Source organism: Phyllobacterium sophorae, assembly GCF_003010965.1.
Taxonomy (GTDB): Bacteria; Pseudomonadota; Alphaproteobacteria; order Rhizobiales; family Rhizobiaceae; genus Phyllobacterium; species Phyllobacterium sophorae.
Genome location: NZ_PGGM01000001.1, coordinates 115347 through 133256 on the forward strand (window position 1 = coordinate 115347; position 17910 = coordinate 133256).

The following is a 17910-nucleotide window of genomic DNA, read 5'->3' on the forward strand; positions in this document are numbered from 1 at the left end:
TGTCAGTCGTGACAGATTGATCGAAAGGCGCCTTGACCCATAAGAATAAAGGCACCCGAATTCAAAAACAAACGGCGCGGAGAATCCCCCACGCCAGTCGTTGCGCGCTTATAAGATCAGCTTTGTTAGAGAGTCAAGAAATTTAACGCAAAATTGCTCTTGTATCCTGAAGCTTTGCCCGCTATCTAGCACGCCGCACGCTCAAGCCAAGCCCCTCGGGGCATCGCGGCACCGGCAGGGCACAATTGTCCTCGCCAATACACGGGGTCTTCACAATCGATCCTGCATGCGGAGAGGTGGCTGAGTGGTTGAAAGCACCGCACTCGAAATGCGGCATGGGGGCAACTCCATCGGGGGTTCAAATCCCTCCCTCTCCGCCATCGTTCCTGCCAGCTGCACGGCCTTGCCGGCATTGTAGCCAACAGCAATATCCGCACTCAACTCACGAGCTCGAATAGACCCGTCGGTGACTGTTCGACCGAACATGTAGTTTGCGTCTCCGATCGAGCCAGCGCCACACATCATCATTTCGATGAGATGCCGCACAATCGCGCCATGGCGTAATTCGCCTCCAGATGTAAGCCCACAAACTCTCCCCCACTCATCGGTGGCGAATAAAACGATTGACAAGCACAAGCAAAAATCCAAATCTATTACATTAATAGGGGATATATTCCATAATATTGGAATCCGACTGAGGAGAGTCGTTTGGCAGATTTGCTTGTAAGCCTGTATTCAGACCACCTGTCCCGTCTGGAACAACGGACCCGCGCCAGCAATGTCGTGATGCGGCCGGCCCTGCCTCCTGAAATGCAACTGGTCGTTGATTGGGTTCGCGATAACTTCAGCACCAACTGGGCCAGCGAAGTCTCCGTCGCCATAACACGCCAGCCGTCCGCATGCCTTGTTGCCATCGATGACGGTAACCTCGTCGGGTTCGCCTGCTACGACACCACGGCGCGCGGCTTTTTCGGGCCGACAGGTGTTCATCCGGACAGTCGCGGCAAGGGCGTGGGCTTAGCGCTCTTTTCCGCAGCGCTGCAGGCCATGAAATCCATGGGCTATGCCTACGCGATCATTGGGGATGCCGGTCCTGTCGATTTTTACGTCAACGCCGTTGGTGCCATGACAATCCCTGCCGAGGGCAAGGGAATTTATCAAGGCATGCTGCGGGCAAAGAAAACCTAACCTCTGCCCCACCGCAACATAGTCCCTAGGGAGTGAACATAGTGTCCAGACAATCGCCTCTTGCCCTGTTTGTCGGCATCCCCAACCCGACATTGTCCCTGGATGAGATTGCCTTGTTTCGGGAAACCAATCCGCTCGGTCTCTTCGTTGGCCGCCGCAATCTGCGCAATCCAGACCAGGCAAAGGCTTTGATCGCGAGTTTCCGCGAGGCGGTTGGCCGCGACGATGCCCCGGTCTTTACCGATCAGGAAGGCGGCCGCGTCCAGCATCTCGATGCGGGACCCTGGCCCTTGTTCCGCAGCTTCGACGAATTCGCAGAACTGGCGCGCCATGATCTTGCCCTCGCGAAACGGGCATTGCGCCTTTCTTCGCGCGCCATGGGAACGATGATGAGCGAGCTTGGCCTCACCAGCGGCTGTTCGCCGGTACTCGATCTGGTTTTTCCAACCACGAGCGCAGTCATCGGTGCACGATCATTCGGCCCCGACCCCGAACTCGTGGCGACGCTGGGGCGCGAAGTTGTCGAGGGACTGCTCGAAACCGGAAACATGCCGATCATGAAACATATTCCCGGCCATGGCAGGGCAACGCTTGATTCGCACAAGGAACGCCCGGTGGTCGATGCCAGCAGGGAGACGCTGCTCGCCACGGATTTCAAGCCGTTCGTTGATCTCAAGGGCACGCCATGGGCCATGGTCGCCCATGTGGTCTATTCGGCCTACGACAAGGAACGACCCGCCTCAGTATCGCCCGTCCTGCATGACGTGATTCGCAACGATCTTGGCTATGACGGCGTGCTTGTTTCCGATTGCATCTTCATGAACGCGCTTGAGGGCACGATGCCTGAACGGGTGAAGCAGGTGCTGGATGCCGGTTACGACATTGCCCTGCACAGCCACGGCGATCTTGCCGACAGCGAGGCGGCCGCAAAGGCTGCCCGTCCGTTGAGCGAAGCAGCGTCAAGGCGAATCGATGCTGCAAAAACCCGTCTCGGATCACAAAAGGTGAACGTGGCGCAGGTTCATGCCGAAGTCGAAAACATGTTTGCCAATGCATTTGTAAGCTAAGTCGAAAAACCAGGGGAATAACTATGTTCAAAAACCGTTTGCTTGCCGCCGCATCCGCATTTGTACTGCTTTCAAGCCCTGCCTTGGCGCAGACCGTACTGACCGCCAATATCGAGCCCGCGACGACATGGGTGAGAAACTTCAACCCGTTCAATCAGACATCGGCGCGCCAGAGCACGCTCGATTTCATTTATGAGCCGCTTGTCATCTTCAATCGTTTTGACAACAACAAGCCGAATTTTCGCCTGGCGGAAAGCTTCAAGCTGGCGGACGACCTCAAGAGCATTGAATTCAAGCTGAGGCCAGACCTCAAATGGTCCGATGGCAAGCCGCTGACAGCGGCCGATGTCAAATTCACCTACGAGTACCTCAAGAAATTCCCGGCGCTCGATTTCGTCAGCATCTGGAAGTTCATTGACGGCGTCGAGGCTGTCGATGCACAGACCGTGCGCTTCACGCTGGTCAACCCGAGTTCCCTTGCGGCTGATCAGCTGGTCCAGGTACCGATCATTCCAGAACATGTCTGGAAGGACATTGCCGATCCCGTTACCTTTGCCAACGAGATCCCGGTCGGCAGCGGCCCGCTGACGGAAATTCCGCGTTTCACCGGTCAGACATACGATCAATGCCGCAACCCGAATTACTGGGACACCGCTGAACTCAAAATCGATTGCCTGCGCTTTCCGCAGCTTGCCGACAACAATCAGATCCTGACCGCGACCGCCGACGGTACGCTCGACTGGGGTGTTTCATTCATTCCCGATGTCGAGAACACCTACGTCGCCAAGGACAAGGAGCATTTCCACTTCTGGTACACGCCAAGCAGCATGGTGGCGTTCCTCTTCAATCTGGAAACGGCCAACGAGGCCAACCGCAAGGCGTTCAATGACATCAGATTCCGCCAGGCGGTCAGTATGTCGCTTGATCGCAAAGCCATGGTTGATGTTGCAGGCTATGGCTATCCGACGCTCAACGAGGACCCATCCGGTCTTGGCGAACTTTACAAACCCTGGTCCGATCCCTCGGTCATCGAGGCATTTGGCAAGTTCGGCAAACATGACACCGAGGCGGCAAAGGAATTGCTCGATGAGGCGGGTTATGTCGACAAGGATGGCGATGGCCTGCGCGATAATCCCGACGGCAGCAAGATATCGTTCTCCGTCATCGTGCCCAGTGCTTGGACGGATTGGATCGATACCGTACAAATCGCCATCGAAGGCATGCAGGAAGCCGGTCTTGATGCCAAGATCGCCACACCGGAAGAGGCCGTCTGGACGGGCAACCTGATCAACGGCACGTTCGACATGGCCATCAACAGCCTCCCTGCTGCCGCTTCGCCCTACTATCCCTATCAGCGTGCGTTCAACGAGACCGACAAGGGAAAGACGCGTTTTACCGCGCAACGCTGGTTCAATCCGGACCTTGCGAAACTGCTGGTTGATTTTACCCGGACGGCCGATCCCGCCGCCCGGAAAGAGGTAATGAACAAGGCCCAGCGCATCGTGGCCGAAAACCTGCCCATGTTTCCCGTCTACAACAATCCCAACTGGTATCAATACAACACCAAACGCTTCAGCGGGTGGTCGACGCCCGATAACCCGTTCGTCAACCCGTCCATCACGCGCAACAATCCAGCGCGTCTGCTTCACCTCCTGGCATTGAAGCCGGCAAACTAATCCACGGGGCGCAGGGGCGATCGATCGCCCCTGCGCCATGATGGGAGAAGCATATGGTTTTCTTGCTCCGCCGCCTCGGATTCTACCTGGCAGCTTTTGTGGCGGCCGCCACAATCAATTTCTTCTTGCCGCGCCTGATGCCAGGTGATCCGATCCAGATCATGTTTTCTAGCACCGGCACCGAACTGTCGGCGGAAAATCTTGCGTCCTTGAAACTGACCTTCGGCTTTGTCGACGGTCCCCTGTGGCAGCAATACCTGACCTATCTGCAGAGCATCTTTACCGGCGATCTCGGTCGCTCGATCAAATATTTCCCCCTGCCCGTCACCTCGGTTCTTGGCCACGCGCTGATCTGGACGGTCGGCCTCATGGGCACGGCGACAATCATCAGCTTCACTCTCGGCACATTCCTCGGTGTCCTCGCCGCATGGTGGCGCGGCGGGATATTCGACGTGGTGGTTTCCGTCGGCGCCATTTTCGCGACCTCTGTCCCGGCAGTGGTCACCTCGCTTATCGTATTGTTCTTCTTCGGTTTTACGCTCGGCTGGTTTCCGACCGGCTACGCCGCCGACCCGGCACTCGATCCATCGTTTTCGTTGACCTATATCGGCAGCCTGCTCTACCATGGCATCCTGCCGATGCTGACGCTCTGCACCGTGCTCACGGGCGGCTTTGCGGTCACCATGCGCAACAACATGATCAACCTTCTCGGCGAGGATTATATCGTCATGGCGCGGGCCAAAGGGCTGTCCGACAGCCATGTCATGATCTGGTATGCTGCGCGCAATGCCCTGCTGCCAACGGTCAGCAGCCTTGCCATCGCCATTGGCACAGTCCTTGGCGGCTCGCTCGTTACGGAAGTCGTCTACAACTATCCGGGCCTTGGCAATATTCTCTATCAGGCCATCCTCGCCCGCGACTATCCGGTAATACAAGGACAGCTTTTGATCATGACCGTCGCGATGCTTGTCGCCAATTTCATCGTCGATGTCAGCTATGTGCTGCTCGATCCGCGCCTGCGGGGGGCATGACAATGCGTATTCTTCTCTCCGGTCTCGTCCGCAATCGCAAGGCCCTCATCGGCATGATCATCATTGCGGCCATCGTACTCGTTGCACTCGCAGCGCCGCTTCTGACCGAATACAATCCGGCGGCCCGCGTCGGCCGCCCACATCAGCCGCCATCGGCGGACCATTGGCTCGGGACAACTCGCATCGGCCAGGACGTCTTCTCGCGCCTCGTCCATGGCGCGCGCACGTCGCTTACCGTTGGATTCGGGGCGGGACTGCTGATAACGGCGCTTGGCACGGCGCTTGGCATTATTGCCGGTTATCGCGGCGGCAAGACCGATGAAGTGATCAGTTTTTTCACGAACATGGTGCTGGTGGTACCGAACCTGCCCCTGCTCCTGGTTCTTGCCGCTTTCATCGGACAGGCCAGCCCGCTGGTCATCGCCATCATCCTTGGCTTTACTTCATGGGCCTGGGGCGCGCGCGTCACTCGTGCCGAAACCCTCTCGGTCAAGCACAAGGACTTCGTCAAGTCAGCGGAAATGATGGGCGAGCCGCGCTGGCGCATCATGGCCTTCGAAATCTTTCCCAATCTCATTTCCATCGTCGGCATCAATTTCATCGGCAGCGTGATCTTTGCCATCATCACCGAGGCAACGCTGGAATTCCTCGGCCTCGGCGATCCAAAAACCGTGTCCTGGGGCATGATGCTCTACAATGCACAAAAAGCGTCGGCCCTGTCGGTCGGCGCATGGTGGGATATTCTCACCCCGTGCTTTGCCCTCGCCCTTCTGGGTGTCGGGCTTTCGCTGCTGAATTTCGCGGTTGACGAGATTGCCAATCCGCGCCTGCGGACGGGCAATCGTCTGAGCCGCTGGACCGCATTGATCCGTTCGGGAGAAGGCCGCCTGTGACCCAGCCATTGCTTTCCATACGAAATCTGACCATCGACTACATCGGCGAAACAACCGATTTTCGCGCGGTCGATGACGTGAGTTTCGACGTCGCCCACGGCGAGATTTTCGGTCTTGCCGGCGAATCCGGTTGCGGCAAGAGCACGATCGCCTTTGCCATCAGCCGCCTGCACAGACCTCCGGCTTTGATCCGGAGCGGCCGGATCCTGCTAGAGGGCCGCGACGTACTCGATCTCGATCCGCGGGAGCTGCGCCACTTTCGGTGGCGCGAAGTGGCCATGGTTTTCCAGAGCGCCATGAATTCGCTTAATCCGGTGCTGCGCATCGAAGCGCAGTTCTACGACGTGCTGCACACGCATCAGGGGATGAACCGCAAGCAGGCGCGGGAACGGACAGCCGAGATGCTGCGTCTCGTCGACATCCAGCCAGACCGCATGAGGGACTATCCGCATCAGTTCTCGGGCGGCATGCGCCAGCGCATAGTCATCGCGATCTGTCTCGCGCTCAATCCGAAGATTGTCGTGATGGACGAGCCCACGACGGCGCTTGACGTTGTCGTCCAGCGCGAAATTCTCCAGCGCATCAACGAGCTGCGCAAGACGTTCGGTTTCTCGGTGCTGTTCATCACGCACGACCTCGGCCTGATGGTTCAGGTTTGCGATCGCATCGGCATCATGCTGGCAGGCAAGCTCGTCGAACAGAACACCGCCCAGAAAATCTACGGCGCACCGCAACACGACTACACAAGGAACCTGTGGGCCTCGTTCCCGTCATTGCACGGGGCCAGAGTGACGGAGATCGCAGCCACATGACTGATCCGTGCAATGCCATATTGGCGCTCGACCGTATTTCAAAAACCTTTGGCCGTGCCCCTTTCGCGGTAAAGGCAGCGCAATCCGTGTCGTTTGCGCTGCATCCCGGCCGTACATTGGCGCTGGTCGGAGAATCGGGAAGCGGCAAGACGACCTGCGCGCGTCTCGTCATGCGGGAATATACGCCGAGCGAGGGGCGGCTGCTGTTCAAGGGCAAGCCGGTAGAAACCGGTGACGCCCGGGCGCTTGCGGCATACCGGCGTTCCGTGCAGATGATCTTCCAGGATCCATTCTCTTCGCTCAATCCGGCACACACGATCGCCTATCACCTGCGCCGCCCGTTGCAACTGCACCGGCGCGATCTGAAAGGACGCCAGATCGATGAGGCCGTCGCGGACCTACTGACGAAAGTCCAGCTCGACCCGGCGCTCGTGGCCCCCAAGCACCCGCACGAACTCTCTGGAGGGCAACGGCAGCGGGTGAATATTGCGCGAACGCTAGCGGTCGGCGCCGAGGTCATCGTGGCCGACGAGCCGACATCCATGCTGGACGTATCGGTTCGGCTGGGCGTGCTCAACCTTCTCAACGAGATGAAGCGGGATATGAAGCTCGCGCTGCTTTACATCACCCACGACATCGCAACGGCCCGCTATGTCGCCGAAGACATCATCGTCATGTATGCCGGCCAGATTGTCGAATGGGGCAACGTCAACAAGGTAATCGACAACCCGCAGCATCCCTATACGCGCCTGCTTCTGTCAGCAGTGCCGGATCCGGAAATTCGCTTCGACGATCCGAGGGCGCAATTGAAGAACGCAACCGTCGGGGAAGTCCGCCGCCTCTCCGCAATCCCGCAGGAACGCATTGTAGCAATCGAATCTGATCATTTTGTCCGGCAGATTGCGGCGTAGTGCTTCCTGCTTGAGCGCATCAGAGCCGGAACACGTGGTTTCCGGCTCCGTCGGCTGGCTGGGTATGGCTAAGCGGCGACCGAAACCCTGCTTTCCGTCGGGACGGACGCAATCGTTTTCAAAATCTGCGAAGCGATCTGGTAGGGGTCACCCTGCGAATTTGGACGACGGTCTTCGAGATAGCCGCGATAACCGCTATTTACGAAACTGTGCGGAACGCGGATCGATGCACCACGGTCAGCAACACCATAGCTGAAGGTGTGAATCGATTGGGTTTCGTGCTTGCCGGTCAGGCGCAAATGGTTGTCTGGTCCATAGACCGCAATATGATCGGCTCGTGCCGCTTCAAAAGCGCTCATAAGCGCCTCGAAGTATTCCTTGCCACCCGTCTCACGCATGTAGGCGGTGGAGAAATTGGCATGCATACCGGAGCCGTTCCAATCGGTATCTCCGAGCGGCTTGCAGTGATATTCAACGTCTATGCCGTATTTTTCCGTCAGGCGCTGCATCAGATAGCGCGCGATCCACATTTCGTCAGCGGCCTTCCTGGAGCCCTTGCCGAAAATCTGGAATTCCCATTGCCCCTTTGCCACTTCGGCATTGATGCCCTCGTGATTGATTCCGGCGGCGAGACAGATGTCCAGATGTTCTTCCACGATCTTGCGGGCAACGTCACCTACATTGCTATAGCCAACACCCGTGTAGTAGGGGCCCTGCGGAGCAGGATAGCCGGCGTCTGGAAAGCCCAGCGGGCGACCATTCTTGTAGAAGAAATATTCCTGTTCGAAGCCGAACCAAGCGCCATCATCGTCAAGAATAGTTGCACGCTTGTTCGATGGATGCGGAGTCTTGCCGTCCGGCATCATGACTTCGCACATCACCAGGACACCATTCTTGCGTTCACTGTCCGGGTAAACCGCGACAGGTTTCAAGACGCAGTCTGAGCTTCTACCCTCGGCCTGCATTGTGGAGCTTCCGTCAAATCCCCACAACGGAAGTTGCTCAAGCAGGGGAAAACTGTCGAATTCCTTAATTTGGGTTTTTCCGCGAAGATTTGGTACCGGAGTGTACCCATCAAGCCAAATGTACTCGAGCTTGTATTTTGTCATTTCAAACCTTCCATATTTTTGATGATCAAGGCGACGGCCAATTTGGAGAGAAGCATTTATTATGCCAATTGCCTTCGAAAACGGCGCGATTCTGCATCCGACGTCGACGCGAACCTGGTTTTTTTCGTACAAACGGTCAAAATGCTGCCTCGAAAGCCTCAAATGGGGCCCGGGATCGAATTCCGAACCTGGAGGAAGCTTGGCGCACAATAATTCTCCGATGCGAGAACGGCCAATAGAGTTATGGGCTTTCCGGCGCTCCAAAACCGGGTGATTAAATAGTCAGCACAATGACCGTTGTTTGGGCATGCGTGACTAACGGAAGAGTTTCCGCTCAAATGTAACCGGTTGAATTCGTGATCTGGCAAAGCGATGAAACGCAGCCTGCCCGCCGCTTCTCAATCAGCAAAAGCCTGCTTCAGGATTGCGCCGTGCCTCAGCGCGGTGGAGGTGCTTTTAGGCCATCGATCGTCGCGGCCACCAATTCTTCGGTCGTTTTGTACTTGTCGACATCCAGGACCGTGCAGCCGCCCTCGATAACGAGCTGCAACGTCTTTTGATCGAACAACAGCGTGCGTTCGAGGAATCTGGAGATCATTGCGCGGCTTTGTTCGCTCGCGGTGGTGAATCCACTTCCTTCGTAAATCCGGGATCGCAAGGTCTCAGGGCCGGCCGTGAGCCAGACGGCCCCCACTTCTTTCATGTGGTGACCGCTGGTAATGAAGGGCCATAGGGCCGATCCTTCGAGCACTAATTTTCGCGAACCTTCATCCTTTACGGTCGACCGTACAAATTCTGCGATAACTGGGGACATCTTACGGTGATGCAGGATGACGGATTCCAGAAGTTCATTGGCCTTCAAGCTCAGGTAATGTTCCGCGTCGTGGTCTGAAACTTTACCGGTCGTCTTCCGCCATGGCCTCCCTGGGTGCCTGGCTAGACTGTCGGTTGAAACACACCTCCAGCCAAGTTTCTCTGCGAGCGCCTGCGCCAACGCGGATTTTCCAATATTTGACGCGCCACCGATCAGAACGACCCTGAGATTGGGGGCGATACGCTTGTTCAATGATCCGCCCCCCTTACTGAGCGTCACAAAAACACATTCCTACGCTGCAGACGATCATTCACGATTTCATGACAACCGCAAGCCGTCATGGAAGAAGCGCCACTTCATATCGCCATTAGTACAACTCTTCACTGGCGCATGGGTGCGTCATTGGAAAGGCTCTTTTGCACCTCTTTCTTGACGGAACCCGCGATTTCCGGGCAGGCCGCGAGCAACGAATCGGCCGTAAGCGCGACAGTGGAAATTGCGGTTATGAACGTTGTAAAGGCTGTCATCCCTGACATCCTCTCTGTTCACTCAGGAACGGGTGACCCCCGACGGCGCAAATGTTCCTGCCTTAAAAAAGCCGGATGCAGACAGCTTTTAGAAGCGGCCGACGGGTTCCGCGGAACCCGTCGGCATATTGAACGTTGAGTAAATTGAATGGGCGGAACATTCGAATTTGGATAAGGAAAATAGTCATGTTGAAAAAACTGCTGATCATTGGAGCAACTGCTCTGGTCGCCGTAACTTCCGCGCCGCAGGCATTTGCGCAATCCATCGAGATCGGACCTGATGGTGTGCGGCTGCGGGAACCTTACCAGGAACGTGTCTATCGGCGTGCCCCTGAAATTAGCGAACGCGAAGCTGTTCGCATTGCAAGGAGCGAAGGTCTTCGTGACGTAGACGACGTTAGACGGACGAGATCGAGATTTGTCGTGGAAGGCATAGATCGCCGAGGCGATGATATACGTGTGGACATCGATCGCCGCACGGGCGACGTGATCGCCGTGCGATAGTTCCGAGATTCACGAGAAAAAGCCCGGCACTTGGGTGGCGGGCTTCTTCTGCCCTAGTAGCTTGAAGTTTCCTCGGCGGTGTCGTTCAGGTCGTATAGGCGTGAAAGCTCCAGCTCGACTGCGGTAAAGAAGGCTCCGACCTGCTCATCCTGCTCATCTTCGGGTACACCGATCTTGGCCAAATGCCTGAATAAAGATTCGGCGGCCTGGTTGCGGTAGGCCTCCGCTTGCCGGTCAGTTGTCTTGTCCATGATCTTTGCCGCGACATCGCGAATCTTGGCTGCCCTCTTTGTCAGGGGGAACACTATAATCTGGCATGGTATTGGGGATTCAGGTTCGAACATGCTCGTTTTCTTCCCAGTCCGGCGACGACTCACCTAGCGGTTGATTCGCCCGACGATACCGGGAATTGTCCTAACAATTTGTTTCAGCTTACTTTTGGCTCGCGTTGCAGTGGTCTGCGTCTTGGTTACGTAACGGCCACACCCAATTCGCCGCCGAACAGATTGTGTGTAACGTGACCATAATATTGCCGGTTACGGTACGCATCCCTATCACGATGAGGTAAAGTGATTCGCATTCGTTACGGCGCAGACAAGCAGATATGGCACTCAGCAACGCAGAGAGGCAGAGGCGGCACCGCGAACGGCAGAAGCAAAAACTCGCCGCGGCCGCACCCAATATTGCCGCCCAGTACGAGAACGTCGGTTCTGATCTTCGCGAGAAGCTTTATGCCCTCATTGAAGCGGAGAATACCCGCAGAGAACGTTATGCAACGTTGACACCAGTGCAGCACACGGATTTTCGCCGGGTAATTCTTGACATTGCCCTCAATGAAAATCGCTCTGGCATCGCCGAAACGGCGCTCATGGTCCTGTTGCAAGCACTGTGTATGGGGGAAAGCTCCGAAAAGGAAATTCTTGAAGCCCGCCGCCAGAAGGAAGCATTGGCCGTTAAGAAAACCGAAAATCGCGATATGAGGGAACAGGTGACGCCCCTCGCCGCCCATTATGTGCGTGTTCCGAATTTCGGCTGAGGCTCCCTCCCGTCGTTTGATAGCTTGACGAGACTCTCCCAAACACTACGGCAAACATGAGGACGAACCCTAAGATGCACCCCGCCTTTTCCCCATCCAATGTCGCGGTCATCACCGGAGGCGCATCCGGTATTGGCCTTGCCGCAGCCAAGCGCTTTGCAGCCATGGGGTTGAAGGTCGCGATAGCCGATCTTGGCGGCGACAAACTCGACGGGGCCAAGGCGGCGGTCGCTAAGCAGACCGATCCGGAAAACGTCATCGCCGTCGCGACGGATGTAACGAACGTCGACCATCTGCAGCACCTGCAGCAGACGATCGAGCAAGAATTTGGCGATGTTGACATTCTGATGAACAACGCTGGCATTCAGCCAGGCAGCAGCATCTTCAACCCGGACGGCTGGACGCGGATTATCGACGTAAACCTGTTTGGTATCATCCGCGGCAGTCAGGTGTTCGGCCCGAAAATGATTCTCCGGCAAAAGCCTGGGCTCATTATCAACACTGGCTCCAAACAGGGTATCACGACCCCACCCGGCGATCCTGCTTACAATGTCTCGAAGGCCGGAGTGAAAACCTTTACTGAAGCCCTGCAGCACGAGTTACGCAACACCAAAAATTGTCACGTAACGGCCCATCTTTTCATTCCGGGCTTCGTTTATACACCGCTGACCGCTGGTGACCGCACTGAGAAGCCCGCGGGCGCCTGGACCCCGGAAGAAACTGTCGATTTCATGCTGGACCATGTGTCGGCCGGAGATTTCTACATCCTCTGTCCCGACAATGATGTTGCCCGCGATCTTGACGAACGGCGTATTCTTTGGGCAGCCAAGGATATCATCCAGAATCGCCCTCCTCTGTCGCGCTGGCATCCCGATTATCAAAGCGAATTCGCTGATTTCCTCAAGCGACGTGACGAGGGTCAGGAATGAACCCGCCAAATTTGTCGCTCGCGACACGCATTGAAATCGTGTTCAGGCTGACCTAGTAGTCCCTGTCACCTTCAGGAAGGCCCCGTTCAAGGCCTGCCCCATCACGCTGCTGCAAGCCTCACATTGGCCAGCCGATAGCTTCAGACTGGAGTTTTTTATGACCGATATAGCCACCTCAGTGTCAGTCGCCGCCGCGCCCGACACGAGAACCAGATTGAAATCAATTATCGGCGGTTCCGCCGGCAATCTGGTGGAATGGTATGACTGGTATGTCTACGCCGCCTTCACGCTTTATTTCGCCCCCGTCTTTTTCCCCTCTGGCAACCAGACAGCCGAACTCTTGAGCGCTGCGGCCGTTTTCGCTGTTGGCTTTCTCATGCGCCCGATCGGCGCCTGGTTCATGGGCATCTATGCCGATCGCAAGGGTCGCAAGGCGGGCCTCACGCTTTCTGTAACGCTGATATGCCTTGGCTCGCTGCTGATCGCCGTCACTCCCGGCTACAATTCGATCGGTCTGCTTGCGCCCGCGGCCCTGGTTTTCGCCCGGCTTCTGCAGGGCATCAGCGTCGGCGGCGAATATGGCGCGAGCGCAACGTACCTCAGCGAAATGGCCGGTAAGAATCGCCGCGGTTTTTATTCGAGTTTCCAGTACGTGACACTGATTTCCGGCCAGCTAATCGCCCTTGCGGTGCTTCTCGTCCTGCAGCGCATCCTCACCCCCGAGCAATTGGGCGAAATGGGGCTGGCGTATTCCTTTCGCCATTGGCGGTTTCCTGGCGATTGCGGTTTTCTATATCCGTCGCGGGCTGGCCGAAACCCAGTCCTTTCACAATACCAAAGGTGATGACAAGCCAAAATCCAGCGGTTTTGCTCTGTTCAGGCACTATCCCAAGGAGGCCTTCACGGTACTGGCGCTGACATCGGGCGGCACATTGGCGTTTTATGCCTATACGACCTATCTCCAGAAGTTTCTGGTGAACACGTCCGGCTTCAGCAAGGAATCGGCGAGCGAAATAACCGCGCTGGCACTTCTGATCTTTATGCTGTGCCAGCCACTGGCGGGCGCCCTGTCCGACCGGATCGGCCGCAAACCGCTGATGGTAGGATTCGGCATTCTGGGCGTTCTGTTCACCTATCTCATCTTCTCAACGCTTGCGACGACGACGAGCCCCTACGTGGCCTTTGCCTTGTCGCTCGCAGGTCTCCTGATTGTCACAGGCTACACATCGATTAACGCAGTGGTAAAGGCCGAGCTCTTTCCGGCTCACATCCGTGCGCTCGGAGTTGCACTTCCTTACGCCCTAGCCAATACGATCTTCGGAGGCACCGCCGAATGGGTAGCGCTGAAATTCAAACAGGTCGGCCATGAGAGCTGGTTCTTCTGGTACGTAACGATCATGATCGGACTGTCGCTTATCGTTTATGTCCGTATGCGCGACACACGCGATCACAGCCTTATTCACGAGGACTGATCGAATGAATATCCGGACCATCGGCTTGATATGGCCGATGGTCCGGCTCTATGCTGCGCCATCGTTTCATTGACCAGCATGGATTTTCCAATGACTTCATCCCCACGAATCCCCTCCGTCGATCCCGTCAAACTCGATCGCCTTGCAGAGGTCGCGGTCAAGATTGGCCTGCAGCTGCAACCTGGACAAGACCTTCTCATCACCGCCCCGCTTGCGGCACTGCCGCTGGTGCGCCGGATCACAGAACACGCCTACAAAGCCGGCGCGGGCCTCGTGACTTCCCTGTACAGTGATGAAGAAGCAACCGTGATGCGCTATCGCAACGCGCCTGATGACAGTTTCGACCGCTCCGTCGGCTGGCTCTACGAGGGTATGGCCAAGGCTTTCTCCGCTAATACGGCCCGACTCGCCGTTGCTGGCGACAATCCGATGCTGCTTGCTTCGGAGGACCCCGAAAAGGTTTCTCGCGCCAACAAGGCGCAGTCGAAAGCCTATCAACCTGCGCTAGAGAAAATCGCCGGTTTTGACATCAACTGGAATATCGTTTCGTATCCGAATCCATCCTGGGCGAAGCAGGTGTTTCCCGATCAGGAACCGGAAGTTGCCGTCACCATGCTGGCCGACGCGATCTTTGCTGCCTCGCGTGTGGATATCGACGATCCGGTTAGCGCTTGGCAAGAGCACAATGCAGCCTTGCGCAAGCGGACAGAATGGTTGAACGCACGGACATTCTCGGCCCTGCATTTCACGGGGCCAGGTACGGATCTCACCGTCGGCCTTGCGGATGAACATGAATGGCACGGCGGCGCTTCCGTCGCCAAGAACGGTATCACCTGCAACCCGAACATCCCGACCGAAGAAGTTTTTACGACGCCGCACGCTCTGCGCGTCGATGGCCATGTGTCCAGCACCAAGCCGCTCTCGCACCAGGGCACATTGATAGAGAACATCAAGGTGCGTTTCGAGGACGGCAAGATCGTCGAGGCAAAGGCGACGCGCGGTGAGGAAGTGTTCAACAAGGTCCTCGGCACGGATGAAGGTGCTCGGCGTCTCGGGGAAGTTGCGCTTGTCCCGCATTCGTCGCCGATTTCGGCCTCGGGTCTCTTGTTCTTCAACACATTGTTCGATGAGAACGCAGCCAGTCATATCGCGCTCGGCCAGTGCTATTCGAAGTGCTTCATCAATGGTGGCGAGCTTTCGCCCGGTGAAGTCGCGGCGCGCGGCGGCAACAGGAGCCTCATTCACATCGACTGGATGATTGGCTCCGGGGAAATCGACGTCGATGGCATCAACAAGGACGGTTCGCCGGTTCCGGTAATGCGCAAGGGCGAATGGGTCTAAGTTACTATTCAAAGCATAATAAATCGCCACCGCAGAAGCGGTGGCGATTGGTCATTTCGGCCGATTGTCAGGCGACGAGACGTCCTGCTGATTCTGCCTGGGCGTAGGCTTTACCAAAGCGATTGGCGAGGAACGCGTCGAGGGCGATATCTTCCTGCTTGATGAAGCCCTGCTGCGGCAGGTCGCCCTTTGCCAGCATGTCGAGCACGGCACAGATGGCCGATGCAGTGGTGATCTGGATGCCGCTATAGAGTTGCGCGCCAATATGGCCGCTATAGACCTTGTTTGCATAGGTTTCCTGCAGCAGGCGGCCCTTCTTGCGGCCACTGACCGTAACAAAAATCACGACAACGTCCTGCAAGGTCGATGGCAAAGCGTTTTCCAGAATATCCTTGAACACATCGCGGCGGTCACGCAGGCCAAGATCGTTCAGTAGGGCTTTCATGATGGCGGCATGGCCTGGATAGCGGATAGTGCGATAGTTGAGCGTGCGCACCTTGCCGAGCAATGTTTCGCACAATGTTCCAAGGCCGCCGGACGTATTGAATGCCTCATAGGTCACGCCGTCGAGCGAGAATTCCTCGCGTTCCTCCAGCGGCGGCACTTCGGTCAATTCCCCGTCGACGATGGCTTCGCAGGGCTCGCAATATTCGTTGATGACGCCGTCCGTCGACCAGGTCAGATTGTAGTTGAGTGCATTCGATGGATATTGCGGCAGTGCGCCGACGCGCATGCGGACGCTTTCGAGCGTATCGAAGCGCTTGGCCAGATCGTTGGCGACGATCGAGATGAAACCTGGCGCCAGACCGCACTGGGGGATGAAGGCAGTCTTTGCCGTAGCCGAAAGCTGCTTGACGATGCGTGTGCTCGCCACATCTTCGGTTAGATCGAGATAGTGCACGCCGGACTTGGCGGCTGCTTCGGCGATACGGGTGGTCAGATGAAAAGGCGCAGCACTGAGCACGGCAAACTTGCCGTCGAGAACCTGTTCAAGCGCGCCAGCTTCTGCGATTTCGACCTGTCTTGTCGCAACAACAGAAGAAATTTCAAGCGCCTCGAGCTGACTTTGTGCCCGGTCCACGACGGTGACGTGATAATCTCCGGTGTTCGCAAGAAGATTGGCAATCGTCCCGCCGATTTTTCCTGCCCCTACAACAACGATCTCTTTCATGTGATTCCCCTGGAAATAAAACTTATATGAAATTCGCAGATTGTTTCGGCGAAATGAAGCATATAGACTGACGATATAACGCCCTAAATTTAACTAATATGCCGAATGGACTTGTCACAATGCTGACGGAAGCCGATCATTCCCTGCTTTCCCTGCTTCGCGAGAACGCCAGAGCGTCGACAGCAGACCTCGCGCGCAAACTTGGCCTGTCGCGTACTACCGTGCAAAGCCGCATCGAGCGGCTGGAAAAACGTGGCATGATCCGGGGATATAGCGTTCAGCTATCGCCGGAGTATGAACAGAACCTGGTCAAGGCACATGTACTGGTGACCGCCTTGCCGAAATTGGCAACCAAGGTTGAAGCGGCTTTGCGGAAAATCGCCTGGGTCCGGACCTTGCATTCGATCAGTGGCCAGTTCGACATGATCGTCATCGTCGAAGCGCCATCCATCCAGGAATTAGACAAATTGCTTGATGAGATCGGCGCACTGGAAGGGGTCGAGCGCACCATGTCGTCGATTATCCTCTCCACCCGCATCAACCGCTAAAAGTTTGAGCCTTGAGTATGCTTGACTCTTACCTCCATTGGATTCCATAATAGAACATATCATGAACATTAAAGGGATACCGTGGTGACAACCGTCGATCTTGCGGCGTTGAGGCGCGACATTGCGTCTCTCAGTGAGCAGAATGTGCTAGCGGCGCATCGCTCCGCCTTTGATTTCGGAAACGATGCCATTGACCACGTCTTCCGTGATGGCCTGCAGCGCGGCGGCGTGCATGAAATCTTTGCTGATGAAGCGGGCGATGCTGGCGCTGCAACGGGATTTGTTATTGCCCTTGCCCTGCGCGCCTCCGCTGATCAAAGCCCCATTGTATGGGTTGAAGAAGATTTTACCGCACAGGAACATGGTTTCCCCTACGCACCTGGTTTGCAGAATATCGGCCTTGATCCGCGGCGTCTCATCATCGTGCGTTGCGCATCACCGCAGGATGTTTTGAAAACCGCCTCGGACAGTCTCGGCATTCGTGGCACTGGCGCCGTCATCATTGCCCCATGGAGCAATCCGAAGTGCCTGGATCTTACTGCATCACGAAAATTGCTGCTGACAGCGCAGCAGACAGATGTTCCCGCCTTTCTTCTGCGGCTCGGCGCCAGCCCAAGTGAAAATGCAGCGATCACGCGCTGGCTGATCCGCGCCGCGCCCTCACAATCGAGTGGCGCCAATGCACCGGGATATCCGGCATTCGACGCCACACTCATTCGTAACCGGCAAGGCATGACAGGCCATTGGACCCTGCAATGGGAGAGTGATGATCATGTTTTCAGACAGATCCAACCGGTTTCTGGCACTGTGGTTTCCACATCTGCCCACCGACCGCCTCAAACGCGAAAATCCTGGGCGCGGCCATACTGACCAGCACCTGA

The 17910-nt window shown here is 56.5% G+C and carries 18 protein-coding genes, 1 tRNA gene and 1 pseudogene; 15 read left to right on the plus strand and 5 right to left on the minus strand.

Annotation, left to right across the window (positions count from 1 at the left end; genetic code table 11):
- Positions 1-290 precede the first annotated feature (290 nt).
- From CU103_RS00605 to CU103_RS00640, 8 genes are all read left to right on the plus strand, one after another.
- Positions 291-380: transfer RNA gene (locus CU103_RS00605), tRNA-Ser, on the plus strand.
- 328 nt (positions 381-708) lie between these two features.
- Complete coding sequence (locus CU103_RS00610) at positions 709-1188, plus strand: GNAT family N-acetyltransferase (protein ID WP_106661994.1); 480 nt, start codon at positions 709-711, stop codon at positions 1186-1188.
- A gap of 41 nt (positions 1189-1229) precedes the next feature.
- Positions 1230-2255 (plus strand): glycoside hydrolase family 3 N-terminal domain-containing protein, encoded by a 1026-nt coding sequence (locus CU103_RS00615; protein WP_106661995.1) that lies wholly within the window; start codon positions 1230-1232, stop codon positions 2253-2255.
- Positions 2256-2278: 23 nt separating this feature from the next.
- The gene (locus CU103_RS00620) at positions 2279-3931 is read left to right on the plus strand and encodes an ABC transporter substrate-binding protein (RefSeq protein ID WP_106661996.1); all 1653 of its coding nucleotides are present in this window, start codon (positions 2279-2281) and stop codon (positions 3929-3931) included.
- A 53-nt stretch (positions 3932-3984) separates the two neighbouring features.
- A complete protein-coding gene (locus CU103_RS00625) occupies positions 3985-4962 on the plus strand; it encodes an ABC transporter permease (protein ID WP_106661997.1) in 978 nt (325 codons plus the stop codon).
- Between the two features lie 2 nt (positions 4963-4964).
- Complete coding sequence (locus CU103_RS00630) at positions 4965-5855, plus strand: ABC transporter permease (protein WP_106661998.1); 891 nt, start codon at positions 4965-4967, stop codon at positions 5853-5855.
- Positions 5852-6667 (plus strand): ABC transporter ATP-binding protein, encoded by an 816-nt coding sequence (locus CU103_RS00635; protein ID WP_106661999.1) that lies wholly within the window; start codon positions 5852-5854, stop codon positions 6665-6667. Before CU103_RS00630 ends, CU103_RS00635 begins: the two co-directional genes overlap by 4 nt.
- Positions 6664-7578, plus strand: coding sequence for an ABC transporter ATP-binding protein (locus tag CU103_RS00640; protein ID WP_106662000.1), 915 nt, complete (start codon positions 6664-6666; stop codon positions 7576-7578). Before CU103_RS00635 ends, CU103_RS00640 begins: the two co-directional genes overlap by 4 nt.
- A 68-nt stretch (positions 7579-7646) precedes the next feature.
- Here CU103_RS00640 and CU103_RS00645 read toward each other — a convergent pair whose 3' ends face one another.
- The 3 genes from CU103_RS00645 to CU103_RS31280 form a co-directional block, all read right to left on the minus strand.
- Positions 7647-8687, minus strand: coding sequence for a glutamine synthetase beta-grasp domain-containing protein (locus CU103_RS00645; protein WP_106662583.1), 1041 nt, complete (start codon positions 8685-8687; stop codon positions 7647-7649).
- Between the two features lie 436 nt (positions 8688-9123).
- Positions 9124-9681, minus strand: coding sequence for a hypothetical protein (locus CU103_RS00650; protein ID WP_146147737.1), 558 nt, complete (start codon positions 9679-9681; stop codon positions 9124-9126).
- 200 nt (positions 9682-9881) lie between these two features.
- The gene (locus CU103_RS31280; protein WP_162707257.1) at positions 9882-10028 is read right to left on the minus strand and encodes a hypothetical protein; all 147 of its coding nucleotides are present in this window, start codon (positions 10026-10028) and stop codon (positions 9882-9884) included.
- A gap of 186 nt (positions 10029-10214) precedes the next feature.
- Between CU103_RS31280 and CU103_RS00655 the strand changes: the two genes are divergently transcribed.
- Entirely contained in the window at positions 10215-10532 is a 318-nt protein-coding gene (locus tag CU103_RS00655; protein ID WP_106662002.1) for a PepSY domain-containing protein, read from the plus strand.
- A gap of 53 nt (positions 10533-10585) precedes the next feature.
- Here the strand turns inward: CU103_RS00655 and CU103_RS00660 are convergent, their stop codons facing one another.
- Positions 10586-10876 carry a DUF6074 family protein gene (locus tag CU103_RS00660; RefSeq protein WP_106662003.1) on the minus strand — a complete coding sequence of 97 codons (291 nt, stop codon included), beginning with the start codon at positions 10874-10876 and terminating at the stop codon, positions 10586-10588.
- 260 nt (positions 10877-11136) lie between these two features.
- On the opposite strand from CU103_RS00660, the gene CU103_RS00665 reads away from it, so the two are divergent.
- The 4 genes and pseudogenes from CU103_RS00665 to CU103_RS00680 all read left to right on the plus strand — a co-directional run bounded on the left by CU103_RS00665 (position 11137) and on the right by CU103_RS00680 (position 15310).
- Positions 11137-11568, plus strand: a complete 432-nt coding sequence (locus tag CU103_RS00665; protein ID WP_106662004.1) for a hypothetical protein — start codon at positions 11137-11139, stop codon at positions 11566-11568.
- 74 nt (positions 11569-11642) lie between these two features.
- Positions 11643-12497, plus strand: a complete 855-nt coding sequence (locus tag CU103_RS00670) for an SDR family NAD(P)-dependent oxidoreductase (RefSeq protein WP_106662005.1) — start codon at positions 11643-11645, stop codon at positions 12495-12497.
- 157 nt (positions 12498-12654) lie between these two features.
- Positions 12655-13969: pseudogene (locus CU103_RS00675) on the plus strand (MFS transporter).
- A 90-nt stretch (positions 13970-14059) separates the two neighbouring features.
- Positions 14060-15310: an aminopeptidase gene (locus CU103_RS00680; protein WP_162707258.1), complete on the plus strand. Its 1251-nt coding sequence runs from the start codon at positions 14060-14062 to the stop codon at positions 15308-15310.
- 67 nt (positions 15311-15377) lie between these two features.
- On the opposite strand, the gene CU103_RS00685 is transcribed toward CU103_RS00680, so the two are convergent.
- The gene (locus tag CU103_RS00685; RefSeq protein WP_106662006.1) at positions 15378-16481 is read right to left on the minus strand and encodes a saccharopine dehydrogenase family protein; all 1104 of its coding nucleotides are present in this window, start codon (positions 16479-16481) and stop codon (positions 15378-15380) included.
- A gap of 119 nt (positions 16482-16600) precedes the next feature.
- On the opposite strand from CU103_RS00685, the gene CU103_RS00690 reads away from it, so the two are divergent.
- Positions 16601-17029 (plus strand): Lrp/AsnC family transcriptional regulator, encoded by a 429-nt coding sequence (locus CU103_RS00690; protein WP_106662585.1) that lies wholly within the window; start codon positions 16601-16603, stop codon positions 17027-17029.
- A gap of 84 nt (positions 17030-17113) precedes the next feature.
- Positions 17114-17899: an ImuA family protein gene (locus CU103_RS00695; protein ID WP_106662007.1), complete on the plus strand. Its 786-nt coding sequence runs from the start codon at positions 17114-17116 to the stop codon at positions 17897-17899.
- Positions 17900-17910 lie beyond the last annotated feature (11 nt).

Bases quoted from the DNA above. Each gene is read 5' to 3' on its own strand.
- CU103_RS00620 (WP_106661996.1), top strand. From the start codon at position 2,279: ATGTTCAAAAACCGTTTGCTTGCCGCCGCATCCGCATTTGTACTGCTT.
- CU103_RS00625 (WP_106661997.1), top strand. From the start codon at position 3,985: ATGGTTTTCTTGCTCCGCCGCCTCGGATTCTACCTGGCAGCTTTTGTG.
- CU103_RS00630 (WP_106661998.1), top strand. From the start codon at position 4,965: ATGCGTATTCTTCTCTCCGGTCTCGTCCGCAATCGCAAGGCCCTCATC.
- CU103_RS00640 (WP_106662000.1), top strand. From the start codon at position 6,664: ATGACTGATCCGTGCAATGCCATATTGGCGCTCGACCGTATTTCAAAA.
- CU103_RS00645 (WP_106662583.1), bottom strand. From the start codon at position 8,687: ATGACAAAATACAAGCTCGAGTACATTTGGCTTGATGGGTACACTCCG.
- CU103_RS31280 (WP_162707257.1), bottom strand. From the start codon at position 10,028: ATGACAGCCTTTACAACGTTCATAACCGCAATTTCCACTGTCGCGCTT.
- CU103_RS00655 (WP_106662002.1), top strand. From the start codon at position 10,215: ATGTTGAAAAAACTGCTGATCATTGGAGCAACTGCTCTGGTCGCCGTA.
- CU103_RS00660 (WP_106662003.1), bottom strand. From the start codon at position 10,876: ATGTTCGAACCTGAATCCCCAATACCATGCCAGATTATAGTGTTCCCC.
- CU103_RS00665 (WP_106662004.1), top strand. From the start codon at position 11,137: ATGGCACTCAGCAACGCAGAGAGGCAGAGGCGGCACCGCGAACGGCAG.
- CU103_RS00670 (WP_106662005.1), top strand. From the start codon at position 11,643: ATGCACCCCGCCTTTTCCCCATCCAATGTCGCGGTCATCACCGGAGGC.
- CU103_RS00680 (WP_162707258.1), top strand. From the start codon at position 14,060: ATGACTTCATCCCCACGAATCCCCTCCGTCGATCCCGTCAAACTCGAT.
- CU103_RS00685 (WP_106662006.1), bottom strand. From the start codon at position 16,481: ATGAAAGAGATCGTTGTTGTAGGGGCAGGAAAAATCGGCGGGACGATT.
- CU103_RS00690 (WP_106662585.1), top strand. From the start codon at position 16,601: ATGCTGACGGAAGCCGATCATTCCCTGCTTTCCCTGCTTCGCGAGAAC.